12 protein-coding genes are annotated in these 12,140 nt (G+C 73.7%); 9 read left to right on the forward strand and 3 right to left on the reverse strand.

The window, feature by feature from the left end:
- Positions 1-83: 83 nt before the first annotated feature.
- The 3 genes from rsgA to ABD347_RS27900 are packed head-to-tail and all read right to left on the reverse strand — an operon-like array spanning position 84 to position 3,148.
- Positions 84-1,097 (reverse strand): ribosome small subunit-dependent GTPase A, encoded by a 1,014-nt coding sequence (gene rsgA, locus ABD347_RS27890; RefSeq protein WP_344366390.1) that lies wholly within the window; start codon positions 1,095-1,097, stop codon positions 84-86.
- 4 nt (positions 1,098-1,101) lie between these two features.
- Entirely contained in the window at positions 1,102-2,418 is a 1,317-nt protein-coding gene (aroA, locus tag ABD347_RS27895; protein ID WP_344366392.1) for a 3-phosphoshikimate 1-carboxyvinyltransferase, read from the reverse strand.
- Positions 2,419-2,455: 37 nt separating this feature from the next.
- On the reverse strand, positions 2,456-3,148 hold the full coding sequence (locus tag ABD347_RS27900) for a M50 family metallopeptidase (RefSeq protein WP_344366394.1): 693 nt from the start codon (positions 3,146-3,148) through the stop codon (positions 2,456-2,458).
- A gap of 51 nt (positions 3,149-3,199) precedes the next feature.
- Between ABD347_RS27900 and ABD347_RS27905 the strand changes: the two genes are divergently transcribed.
- From ABD347_RS27905 to ABD347_RS27945, 9 genes are all read left to right on the forward strand, one after another.
- The gene (locus ABD347_RS27905) at positions 3,200-4,021 is read left to right on the forward strand and encodes an SOS response-associated peptidase (protein ID WP_344366395.1); all 822 of its coding nucleotides are present in this window, start codon (positions 3,200-3,202) and stop codon (positions 4,019-4,021) included.
- A gap of 25 nt (positions 4,022-4,046) precedes the next feature.
- Positions 4,047-4,685: an alpha/beta hydrolase family protein gene (locus tag ABD347_RS27910; RefSeq protein ID WP_344366396.1), complete on the forward strand. Its 639-nt coding sequence runs from the start codon at positions 4,047-4,049 to the stop codon at positions 4,683-4,685.
- Positions 4,686-4,979: 294 nt separating this feature from the next.
- Positions 4,980-5,636, forward strand: a complete 657-nt coding sequence (locus ABD347_RS27915) for a sigma-70 family RNA polymerase sigma factor (protein WP_198944053.1) — start codon at positions 4,980-4,982, stop codon at positions 5,634-5,636.
- On the forward strand, positions 5,633-5,932 hold the full coding sequence (rsrA, locus tag ABD347_RS27920; RefSeq protein WP_344366398.1) for a mycothiol system anti-sigma-R factor: 300 nt from the start codon (positions 5,633-5,635) through the stop codon (positions 5,930-5,932). Before ABD347_RS27915 ends, rsrA begins: the two co-directional genes overlap by 4 nt.
- Before the next feature lie 614 nt (positions 5,933-6,546).
- Positions 6,547-7,974, forward strand: coding sequence for an HD-GYP domain-containing protein (locus ABD347_RS27925; protein ID WP_344366399.1), 1,428 nt, complete (start codon positions 6,547-6,549; stop codon positions 7,972-7,974).
- Between the two features lie 71 nt (positions 7,975-8,045).
- Complete coding sequence (locus ABD347_RS27930) at positions 8,046-9,317, forward strand: HD-GYP domain-containing protein (protein ID WP_425575787.1); 1,272 nt, start codon at positions 8,046-8,048, stop codon at positions 9,315-9,317.
- A 105-nt stretch (positions 9,318-9,422) separates the two neighbouring features.
- Positions 9,423-10,403: a tetratricopeptide repeat protein gene (locus ABD347_RS27935; RefSeq protein WP_344366400.1), complete on the forward strand. Its 981-nt coding sequence runs from the start codon at positions 9,423-9,425 to the stop codon at positions 10,401-10,403.
- Positions 10,404-10,491: 88 nt separating this feature from the next.
- Complete coding sequence (gene def / locus ABD347_RS27940) at positions 10,492-11,124, forward strand: peptide deformylase (protein WP_344366401.1); 633 nt, start codon at positions 10,492-10,494, stop codon at positions 11,122-11,124.
- 153 nt (positions 11,125-11,277) lie between these two features.
- The gene (locus ABD347_RS27945; RefSeq protein ID WP_344366403.1) at positions 11,278-12,015 is read left to right on the forward strand and encodes a D-Ala-D-Ala carboxypeptidase family metallohydrolase; all 738 of its coding nucleotides are present in this window, start codon (positions 11,278-11,280) and stop codon (positions 12,013-12,015) included.
- Positions 12,016-12,140 lie beyond the last annotated feature (125 nt).

A 12,140-nucleotide genomic window follows, 5' to 3' on the forward strand; every position in this document is an offset into this window, starting at 1 on the left:
TCGGTGAGTGATGTGGTGACTGCTCCGTGTCACTTGGTGCGATTATGCACTTACCGGCCGGAGGTCTCCGCAAACCCGGCGGCTCAGTCGCCGTCGCGTCGCTCGCGCGTGGCGAGAAGCCGCCGAAGCGAGTACAGCCGGGCCGGATCGGCGTGGCCCTCGGCCACCCACGCGTCCAGCGCGCAGTCCGGCTCGTCGTGGCTGCACGCCCGCGGGCAGTTCTCCGTACCCGCCACGAGCTCCGGGAAGGCGTCGATGACCCGGGACGGATCGACGTGGTGCAGCCCGAAGGACCGCACACCCGGAGTGTCGATCACCCACCCCTCGGCGCGGTCGAGCGGCAGCGCCAGGGCCGAGGTGGTGGTGTGCCGGCCGCGGCCCGTCACGGCGTTGACGTCACCCGTCAGCCGCCGCCTGTCCTCGGGCACCAGGGCGTTCACCAGCGTCGTCTTGCCGACGCCCGAGTGGCCGACGAACGCGGTGGTGCGTCCCGCCAGGTACTCACGCACCCGGTCGGCCGCGGTGTGCCCGTCGTACAGCTCGTCCTGACTGGTCACGACGTACGGGATGTCGAGCGCGCCGTAGAGCTCCAGCAGCTTCTCCGGCGGGGCCAGGTCCGACTTGGTGAGCACCAGCAGCGGCTCCAGGCCGCCGGCGTACGCGGCGACCAGGCACCGGTCGATCAGCCGGGGGCGGGGCTCGGGGTCGGCCAGGGCGGTGACGATGGCCAGCTGGTCGGCGTTGGCGACGACGACCCGCTCGTAGGGGTCGTCGTCGTCGGCCGTGCGGCGCAGCACGGAGGCGCGCTCCTCGATGCGGACGATCCGCGCGAGGGTGTCCTTCCCGCCGGACAGATCACCCACCAGGGAGACCCGGTCACCGACGACGGCCGCCTTGCGTCCCAGCTCGCGGGCCTTCATCGCCAGGACGACCCGGCCGTCGACCAGGCAGGTCAGCCGGCCGCGGTCCACGGTGAGGACCATGCCCTCGGCGGCACCCTCGTGCTTGGGGCGGATGTTGGTGCGGGGGCGGTTGCCCTTGGGGTTGGGACGGGAACGGATGTCGTCCTCGTCCGGGTTCTTGCCGTAGCGGCGCATGTCGTCAGGCCTCGAGCATTCCGGTCCACATCTGCGGGAAGTCCGGCAGGGTCTTCGCGGTCGTCGCGACGTTCTCGATCCGCACGCCGGGGACGGCGAGCCCGATGACCGAACCGGCCGTCGCCATCCGGTGGTCGTCGTACGTGTGGAACACGCCGCCGTGCAGCGGGCGCGGGCGGATGTGCAGGCCGTCCGCGGTCTCGGTGACGTCACCGCCCAGCTCGTTGATCTCCTTGGTGAGCGCGGCCAGCCGGTCCGTCTCGTGGAGGCGCAGGTGGGCCACGCCGCGCAGGGTGGAGGGCGAGTCGGCGAGGGCGGCGACCGCGGCGATGCCGGGCGTCAGCTCGCCGACCTCGCCCAGGTCCACGTCGATGCCGCGGATGGTGCCCGTGCCGGTGAAGGTGAGGCCCTGCTCGGTGAGCTCGCAGGAGCCACCCATCTCGGTGAAGATCTCCCGCAGCGCGTCACCGGGCTGGGTGGTCCGCTCGGGCCAGTCGGGGATGGTGACCCGCCCGCCGGTGACCAGCGCGGCCGCCAGGAACGGCTGCGCGTTGGACAGGTCGGGCTCGACGGTCAGGTCGCGGCCCAGCAGCGCGGAGGGGGAGACCCGCCACACGTTCGGCTCTCCTCCGGTCTCCGGCTCGTCGACCTGGGCGCCGACCGCGCGGAGCATGTCGACGGTCATGCGGATGTGCGGCATCGACGGCAGCCTGGCGCCCGTGTGGCGCACCTCCACGCCCTGGTTGAAGCGCGGCGCGGACAGCAGCAGTGCGCTGACGAACTGGGAGGAGGACGAGGCGTCGATCTCCACCGGGCCGCCCTCCAGGGCCCCCGCCCCGTGCACGGTCATCGGCAGGGCGCCGCGCGCCTCGTCGTCGATCCGGGCGCCCAGTACGCGCAGGGCGTCGATCACACCGTGCAGCGGCCGCTCGTAGGAGCGCGGGTCGCCGTCGAAGCGGACCGGGCCGGTGGCGAGCGCCGCGACCGGCGGGAGGAAACGCATGACCGTTCCGGCGTTGCCGACGTCGATCGTGGCGGGGCCGTGCAGGCCCGCCGGGATGACGCGCCAGCGCTCGCCGGTGCCGTCCGGGCCCACGCCCTCCTCGATGCCGACGCCCATGGTGCGCAGGGCCTCCGCCATCAGCAGGGTGTCGCGCGAGCGCAGCGGGTGCCGCAGCCACCCGGGTTCGGAGGCGAGGGCGGCGAGCACCAGGGCCCGGTTGGTGACCGACTTGGACCCGGGCACGGTGACGGTCGCGTCCACGGCTCCACTCGCGTACGGGGCCGGCCAGAGATCGAGCTGTGCGGGGGTTTCGGTCATGCCCCTCACTTTAGACGGGGCCCATGGGCACGGCCGATCACAGGCCGAGCAGCCAGCGCCCGCCACCGATCAGGGAACAGAGCGAGACGGCGTGGAAGAAGAACAGCCACAGGGCTGCCGGGACGTGCGTGAGCCGCGAGAGCTGGTCGGCGTCCGAGTCCGGCGCCCCTCCGTGCCGCCGCTTGCCCTGGAGCTCGAAGACCGGGCGGACCCCGCCCAGCAGCAGGAACCACACCGCGCTGTACGCGAACGCCGCCTGTACGTCCGGCTCCGTCAGCCACGACACCAGCAGGAAGGCCGCGCCCGTCACCACCACGGTGAGCACCCCGTACGCGTTGCGGATCATCACCAGCATGGCCAGCAGCAGCGCGGTGGCGACCCACAGCAGCAGCGTGATGCGGTGCGCGGCGAGCAGCCAGGCGCCGCCCAGCCCGAGCAGGGAGGGCGCGGTGTAGCCGGCCGCGGCGGTCAGGACCATGCCGAGGCCGGTCGGCCTGCCCCGGCTGACGGTCAGGCCGCTGGTGTCCGAGTGGAGCCGGATGCCGTCGAGACGGCGGCCCGTGAGCAGGGCGATCAGCCCGTGGCCGCCCTCGTGGGCGATGGTGACGGCGTTGCGCGAGACGCGCCACAGCCGGTGCGGGGCGGTCACGGCGAGGGCGGCCACGGCGGTGACGACGACGAGCCACAGGTCCGGGGCGGGCTGGGTACCGAGGAGATCGGTGCTGGCCATTTCTCGGACGGCTCCTCATGGTGTCGGTGGCACGTGGCAATGTTGGCAAGTATGTGCGGACGTTATTCGGCGAGTCGTAGGCCCGAGGATCTGACCGGACTCTTCCAGATAGAGAAGTGGGAGCCGAAGGAGGCCCTCGCGCCCGACTGGAACGTGGCCCCCACCAAAGAGGTGTATGCGGTCCTCGAACGCCCCCTGAAGGACGAGGACGCGGATCCCGACCGTCCGGTTCGGCAGCTGCGCGTCCTGAAGTGGGGCCTGGTGCCGTCCTGGTCGAAGACACCGGAGGGCGGCGCGCGGATGATCAACGCCCGCGCGGAGACGGTCCACGACAAGCCGTCCTTCCGGCGGGCCTTCGCCCAGCGCCGCTGCATCCTGCCCGCCGACGGCTATTACGAATGGGTGACCGGCGCGGCCGAGCGGCAGCTGGAGGAGCAGGGCAGGAAGAAGCGTCCCCGTAAGCAGCCCTACTTCGTCACGCCGGCCGACGGGTCGGTCTTCGCCATGGCGGGCCTCTACGAGTTCTGGCGCGACCCCACCCTGCCCGCGGACCACCCGCAGGCGTGGTGGGCCACCTGCTCGGTGATCACCACCGAGGCCGACAAGGACCCCCTGGGCGTGGCGCCGGCCGAGGGGCCGCGGTCGCTGGCCGACATCCACCCCCGGATGCCGCTGATGCTGACGCCCGACCGGTGGGACGCCTGGCTGGACCCGTCCCGCACGGACCCGGACGACCTGCGCTCGCTGCTCAGCCCGCCGCCCGCGGGGCTGATGCGGGCCTACCCGGTGGCCACCGCCGTCAGCAACGTCCGCAACAACGGCCCTGAGCTGCTGGAGGAAATCGCCGCCCCTGAGGAGGGAACCCTCTTCTAGGCCCGGCACACGGCAGGATGGCCGGGTGACCACCACCGAAACCGTTCCGACCGGCGTCGGGGACGCCCGCATCACCTGGTACGAGGCTCAGGGCCGCGCCGCTCGCCTCGTCCTGGCACTGAGCCATGGCGCCGGGGGCGGCATCGAGGCCCGCGACCTTCAGGCGCTGGCCGGGAGCCTGCCCTCAGCCGGGGTGACCGTCGCCCTCGTCGAGCAGCCCTGGCGGGTCGCCGGCAAGAAGCTGGCCCCCGCGCCCAAGCGGCTCGACGAGGGCTGGCGCGACCTGTGGCCCGCGCTCCGGGCCCCCGGCCTCCCCGTGGTGGCCGGCGGCCGCAGCGCCGGCGCCCGGGTGGCCTGCCGTACCGCGCCGGAGCTGGGCGCCCGCGCCGTGCTAGCCCTCTCCTTCCCGCTCCACCCGCCGGGGCGGCCCGAGCGCTCCCGGGCGGACGAGCTGCTCGGCGCGGGGGTGCCCACGCTGGTCGTCCAGGGCGGCGCCGACCCGTTCGGCAGGCCGGAGGAGTTCCCCGGCGGGGAGCACCAACTGGTCGAGGTGCCCTTCGGGGACCACGGGTTCGCCGTGCCCAAGCGGGCTCCCGTCACCCAGGAGGACGCCCTCCGGGTGATCACCGACGGGGTCGGCGCGTGGCTGGCCGATCTGCGGTGAGGCGAAGGTGACGGGTGGGAATGCCGGACGGTCCGCCCGGTGTTGTGACGGGCGTCGGTGAGAGACACAGAGCCAGGAGAGGGAGTCCGTCGCATGGGTTCGACCATCTGCCCGAGCCGGTCGCAGTCCGCCAACGAGCTGGACTGGACCGTGCTGCCGGCGGCCACGACCGCCCCTGGCCTGTCGAGTGGCACATCGGGCGGGAAGAATCGGAAGGACCTGTCCACGGAAGGTCGACTATTCTCCGATTCGAGCGGGTCCGCACTCGGTCTCGCCGCCGCAGCGCTGGAGGAGGTGGGTCCGGTCACTGGGACCGACACAGGGACCGACGACGGCCACGAGGAGACGACGGCCGAGCGCAACGCGCGCTTCGAGCGTGACGCGCTGGAGTACCTGGACCAGATGTACTCGGCGGCGCTGCGCATGACGCGCAACCCCGCCGACGCGGAGGACCTGGTCCAGGAGACGTACGCGAAGGCGTACGGGTCCTTCCACCAGTTCCGTGAGGGCACCAACCTCAAGGCGTGGCTGTACCGGATCCTCACGAACACCTTCATCAACTCGTACCGCAAGAAGCAGCGCGAGCCCCAGCGCAGTGCCGCCGAGGAGATCGAGGACTGGCAGCTCGCCCGCGCCGAGTCGCACATGTCCACCGGTCTGCGGTCCGCCGAGTCGCAGGCGCTGGACCACCTGCCCGACTCCGACGTGAAGGAAGCCCTCCAGGCGATCCCCGAGGAGTTCCGCATCGCCGTGTATCTGGCCGATGTCGAGGGCTTTGCGTACAAGGAGATCGCGGACATCATGGGTACACCCATCGGTACGGTGATGTCCCGACTGCACCGTGGCCGCCGCCAGCTGCGCGGAATGCTCGAGGACTACGCCCGCGAACGCGGGCTGGTCCCCGCGGGCGCCGGAGAGTCGTCGAACAACGGGAAAGGCTCGGGCTCATGAGCTGCGGAGAGCCGCACGAGACGGACTGCTCGGAAGTCCTGGACCACCTCTACGAGTTCCTCGACCACGAGATGCCCGACAGTGACTGCACCAAGTTCGAGGTGCACTTCGAGGAGTGCTCCCCGTGCCTGGAGAAGTACGGGCTGGAGCAGGCCGTGAAGAAGCTGGTCAAGCGGTGCTGCGGACATGACGACGTCCCGTCCGACCTGCGGGCCAAGGTCATGGGCCGGATCGAGCTGATCCGCTCGGGCGAGGCCGTGCCGGACCACGACGTATCAGCCGCCACCCAGGAGTGACCCCCACCCGCCCGCGTCCGGCCGCCCCATGACGGGACGGCCGGCCGCGGGCGGACGTGTGTGCGGGGCGGCCGACCCGTTGGCGGTGGCCCGCGTGCGAGGCGGCCGGACCCGGTGGCGGTGGCCCGCGTGAGGGCCGGGCCGGGCCGCGCGGGGAGCGTGGCCCGCGGATGTGGGGCGGCGCCCACGACGCGCGGACCGGCCGCCGTCCCGAGCCGCGCCCGGTTGCGCGGGGCGTCCGCGGCGGGGCGGGGCGCTGGACGGTGGCCGGTCCGGTGGCCGGTGTGGGGCAGCGCGGGTACTCGGGGCGGCCGGGGGCGGGGCGCCGGCGGTACGCGGAGAGCGGCTCGCGGGGGAGGACGGTTCCCCCGAGGCGGTGGGTGGTGTGCGGCGTGCGCGTACGGGGCGGCGCGGCGGGCCGGGTGGCGGGTGCCGGGCGCTCGGACCCGGGGCCGTCCGCCGCTCCTGAGCCCCATTTTCCCCTGCTCATGCCTTACATCACCCGAAGGTGCTAATCGGTTTCGTCCCGCCGCCGTGCCTGGATCAACTCGTTAGCCTGACGGTCCACTTGGTCGACGTGAGCCGACGAGAGGCCGACGGAGCGGCGGGAGACGGTGGTGGGGATTCCGGTAGCGGCGCGCGCGTGCGTCGCGGCAGCCGTGGTGGGCGCCGCCGCATGCGTACTTCCGGCGCTCACGCCCGGATCCGGAACCCCCTGGCGCCCCCTCGTCCTGCTCGCCGCGCTCTACGCCGTGAGCGAGTGGCCCGCCCGCTGCTCCCTCCTCGGCAGGACGCTCGGCGCCGGATCGTTCCTTCCCGTACTGCTCGCCGCCGCCCTGCTGCTGCCGCCCGCCGCGGCCGCGCTCGTCGCCGTGCCGGGGGCGCTGATCTCCCCCGTCGCGCAGGGGCCCGCCCTGCCCCGCCGGATCTGGCGCGCCGCGCGGCTCGCCCTCGCCGCGTGGGCCGCCGCGCACAGCGCCGTGCTCCTGGACGGCCCCGCCGCGGTGGACGCCTCCGACTTCCCGTACGCCCTGCTCCCCGCCGGCGCCGCCGCGCTCGCCTGCTGCCTGGTGGTCACCGCCCTCGACGGCGCCATCCTGGCCGCGGCCGGGCCGGTGCCCCCGCGCGGCGCCTGGCACGGTCTGCTGGCCCGGTCCCTCGCCCCGCACGCCGTGCACGGCCTCGCCGGACTGATGATGGCGGTGCTGTGGCGCAGCCCGTACGGCTGGCCGGCCGCGCTGTTCGTGCTGCTGCCCATGTACATCTCCTGCTGGATGTACGCCCAGTACCACCGCGAGCGCGCCGCCCACCAGGCCACGATCCGGGCCCTCGTCCAGGCCGTCGACATCAAGGACGCCTACACCCGGGGGCACAGCGAGCGGGTCGGCCGAGCCTCCGTGCTCATCGCCCGCGAGCTGGGCATGGACGAGGCCCGGCTCGACGTGATCCGGTTCGCCGGGATCCTCCACGACGTGGGCAAGCTCGGCGTCCCGACGCGGGTGCTGCGCAAGGACGGGCCGCTGACTCCCGAGGAGCGGCGGGTGATCGAGCTCCACCCGGAGTACGGGCACGAGATCGTGCGCGGCATCGGGTTCCTGGGCGAGGCGCGCGCCGCGATCCTGCACCACCACGAGCGGATGGACGGCAGCGGCTACCCGTACGGACTCAGCGGCGACCGGATCCCCGAGGCGGCACGGGTGGTCGCCGTCGCCGACGCGTTCGACGCGATGACGTCGACCCGCTCCTACCGCAGGGCACGGCCCGTGGCGACGGCGGTGGCGGAACTGGAGCGGTGCGCCGGGCGGCAGTTCGACCCGAGGATGGTCCGCGCGCTGGTACGCGCGCTGGACCGGTACGGCTGGCAGACGGCGGTCACGGCCGACGAGAACACGCCGGCCCCCACCGATACCGGTACCGGTCCCTCCGACGCGCGCCCCGGCACCCCGGCCCGGGCGTGGCGGATCGTCCCGGCGGGGCGCCGGCCGGGGCCCGGACGCGGTCACGGTCGCGGTCACGGCCAGGCCTGGGGCGGCGCCCGGTGACGGCCCGGCCGCGCCCGGCCCCCGCGCAGCGGGCCGGCCGCCGTGCGGCGAGGTCACCCGTCCGGCCCACGGTGGGCGCGCTGCTCCGCGCGGCCGCCGGCACGGCCGCGGCGGCCGGGTTCGGCTGGACGCTGTGGCACGGGATCGCCGAGCCGGGCACCGCGCTGGCCTTCGGGGTCCTCGTCGCCGTCGGCGAACTCGCCCGCTGGGGCGCCCGGCCGGACGCGGGGGCACCGCCCGTGCTCGAAGAGCCGCGGGGCAGGGAGCCCGCGCCCCTCGCGGCCGCCGCGGCCCTCGCGTACGCCCTGCTGGGCGAGTCCGCCGGGCTGCCCACCACCCATGGAGTCGCCCAGACCGTCGCCGTCGTCGTCGCGGGCGCCCTCGTCGGAGCCGTACCGCAGGTGGCCCGGGGCCATGGGGCAGCGCTGGACCACGTGGCCCGCCGGGTGCTCACGGCCGGCTTCGCCGCCCTCTGCTTCCAGCCGCTCTACAACTCGGGCGAGCTGCTGCGGGCCGTCGGACGCGGGCACTGGTACGCCCTGTTCCTGCTGCTCCTCCTCGTCCTGACCGCCCTGTGCGACGCGGTGCTCGCCGCTCTGCTGCTGCGCGCCCGCACCGGCCACCCGTACGCCCCGCTGCTCCGCGACGAGCTGCGCGCCCTGCCGGGCATCGGCTCCGCCGTGTGTGCCACCGGCGCGGTGATCGCCCTCGCCGTGGCCGTCGCCGGCCTGTGGGCGCTGCCCGTCTTCTGCGTACCGTTGCTGCTCACCCAGCTGTCGTTCCGCCGGTACGCCGCCGTCCGCGACACCTACCGCCAGACCATCGGCTCCCTGGCGCGTGCCACCGAGATCGCCGGGTACACGCCCCCCGGACACGCCCACCGGGTGGCGGCCCTCGGCCGTGCCGTCGGACGCGAGATGGGGCTGTCGGGGCCCGAACTGACCGTTCTGGAGTACGCCGCGCTGATGCACGACATCGGACAACTGTCCCTGGTCGACCCCGTGCCGGAAGGGGCCACCGCCCGTCTTCCCGAGGCCGAGCAGCGGCGTATCGCCCTGCTCGGCGGCGCCGTCGTGCGGCAGACGGGTGCCCCGGCGGCCGTCGCGGTCGTCGTGGAGCGGCAGGCCGACCCGTACCGCGAGCAGCCGCTTACCGCGCGGATCGTCCGTACCGTGAACGCGTACGACGAGCTGTCCAGGGAAGGCGGGGGAAACCCGGACGGGGCGCTCTACGCCCTCGAACGGCTGCGGTTCGGCACCGCGCGGGACCATCACCCGAACGTGGTCGAATCACTCGCCAGAGTCCTCGCCCGGGGCGGCGTCACAGGGTCGGCCCCTGGGTAACCCATGGGTAATGAGCGAGCGTGCGACCCGGCATGGTTGGATGCGAACAAGAGGGTGTCCGGGGGCAGAGACCTTCAGCGACCGGCGGACCGGCAGGCGGGAATCGTGAGGATCTTCGGGAAGGTACGGCATCGGCCCTCCGCCTCGTGGCGGCAGGCCACCGACCGCGCGTTCACGCTGATCGGGGACGGGCGGTACGAGGACGCGGGCGCGCTGCTGACGCGCGCGGCGGACCTGGAGCCCTGGCTCTCGGAGTCCTGGTTCAACCTGGCGTTGCTGCACAAGTTCCGGCACGACTGGGAACAGGCGCGCACCGCGGGGCTCCGGGCCGTCGCGCTGCTCGACAGGGAGACCGGGGCGCCCGACTGGTGGAACGTCGGCATCGCCGCCACCGCGCTCCAGGACTGGCCGCTGGCCCGGCGTGCCTGGCAGGCGTACGGGCTGAAGGTGCCCGGGGCCGCCGCGGCCGGCGGGGAGCCGACCGGGATGGAGCTGGGCAGCGCCGCCGTGCGGCTGTCGCCCGAGGGCGAGGCCGAGGTGGTGTGGGGCCGGCGGCTGGATCCGGCCAGGATCGAGGTGCTGTCCATCCCGCTGCCGTCCTCGGGGCGGCGCTGGGGCGAGGTCGTGCTGCACGACGGGGTGCCCAACGGCGAGCGGACGACCTCTTCGGGGCACGGCTTCCCGGTGTTCGACGAGATCGAGCTGTGGGCGCCGTCCCCCGTGCCGACCTGGGTGGTGCTGCTGGAGGCGGCCACCGAGGACGACCGGGACGCCCTGGAGCGGCTGGCGGCCGACGCCGGGTTCGCCGCCGAGGACTGGTCCTCGTCGGTACGGCTGCTGTGCCGGGCCTGCTCCGAGTCGCGGATGCCCAGTGCCGAGGGCGAGGGCGAGCACCTGGACCCGCACGACCACAGCGAGCCGGGGCACCCGGGGCCGCTGGGCCACCGGTCGCCGGGCGAGCTGTGGGTTCCGGAGCGCGAATGCGGCATCGCGGCGCCCGCCGGGCTGGTGCGGGGGCTGCTGGACGGCTGGGTGGCGGACAGCCCGGACAGCCGCGAGTGGCGGGATCTCGAGGAAGTCTGCTGATCGCTGCCCGTAGGCTGTACGGGCACAACGCGCCGTGCTGCACGGGCACGGCGCAGCATCGGGTACTCAGGAAGGCGCAGAGGCGGACATGGCGCAGCAGGAGACGGCTCAGCAGGTCGACGACGAGGGGTTCATCGTCGACACGGAGGACTGCGAGGAGCGCGAGCGCGCGTACCGCGAGCGGGGCACCTCGCGTCCGATCACGGTGGTCGGCAACCCGGTGCTGCACAAGGAGTGCAAGGACGTCACCGAGTTCGGCGACGAGCTCGCGCGGCTCGTCGACGACATGTTCGCCAGCCAGCGGACCGCGGAGGGCGTCGGCCTGGCGGCCAACCAGATCGGTGTCGACCTCAAGGTCTTCGTCTACGACTGCCCGGACGACGACGGTGTGCGGCACGTGGGTGTCGTGTGCAACCCGGTGCTGGAGGAGCTGCCGGCGGACCAGCGCCGCCTCGACGACTCCAACGAGGGGTGCCTGTCCGTCCCGACCGCCTACGCCTCGCTGGCGCGCCCCGACTACGCGGTGGTGCGCGGCCAGGACGTGCGGGGCAACCCCATCAAGGTCCGGGGTACCGGGTACTTCGCCCGCTGCCTCCAGCACGAGACGGACCACCTGTACGGCTACCTGTACATCGACCGCCTGTCGAAGCGGGACCGCAAGGACGCGCTGAAGCAGATGGCGGAGGGAACGCCGCGCTACCCGGTCGTCCCGAACGACTGATCACGCTTTACAGGCCCCGTTCCGGTGACCGGGACGGGGCCTGCGCGCGACCGCCAATGGGCGGACGAATGACAGCTGTCCGCGCCCTGTTGACGCGCGTCAACCTCTCCGGCCAGTCTCGTGAGCGGCGTTCCTTTCGGACATGGAGGCTCGATGCTCGGACGAACCGCACGATTCCTGCTCTCGATTGTCATGCTCATGGCGGCATCGGTGACCGGTGTGGTCGCCACCGCCGGAACGGCGCACGCGGACGGCTGTTACACCTGGTCGCGCACCCTCTCCCAGGGCGCGTCCGGTGCCGACGTCACCCAGCTCCAGATCCGGGTCGCCGGCTACCCCGGCTACGGCGGCGTCCTGGCCGTCGACGGGGCGTACGGCCCGGCCACCACCGCCGCGGTCAAGCGCTTCCAGGCCGCCTACGGCCTCGACCAGGACGGGGTCGCGGGGCCCGCCACCTTCAGCAAGCTGTACGCCCTCCAGGACGACGACTGCACACCCGTCCACTTCAGCTACGGCGAGCTGAACGACTGCAACACCACCTGGGCGGGCGGAGCGGTGAGCGCCGCCACCGCCAAGTCCAACGCGCTGCGCACCATGTGGAAGCTGGAGGCCCTGCGGCACGCGCTCGGCGACCAGCCCATCACCGTGACCAGCGGATTCCGCTCCCACGCCTGCAACGACGCCGTCGGCGGGGCATCCGGCAGCCGTCACCTGTACGGGGACGCCGCCGACTTGGGCGCCGGACCGCACTCCCTGTGCAGGCTCGCCCAGCAGGCCCGCAACCACGGCTTCAACGGCATCCTCGGTCCGGGCTACCCCGGGCACGGCGACCACACGCACGTCGACCACCGCGCGAGCCGCTTCTGGTCCGCCTCCGCCTGCGGCATCTGACCGTTCGGGCCACCCCCGCGCGGCAGGCGGTGCCGCCGCAGCGCGGCGGCGTGCCCGAAGCCGGGCCGGCCGGTGACCGCGTCCACCGTGCCGTCATGGCCTTCCGCGGCTCGCGCGCCGGCAGC

Origin of the sequence: Streptomyces gobitricini, assembly GCF_039532985.1 — a bacterium.
Taxonomy (GTDB): domain Bacteria; phylum Actinomycetota; class Actinomycetes; order Streptomycetales; family Streptomycetaceae; genus Streptomyces; species Streptomyces gobitricini.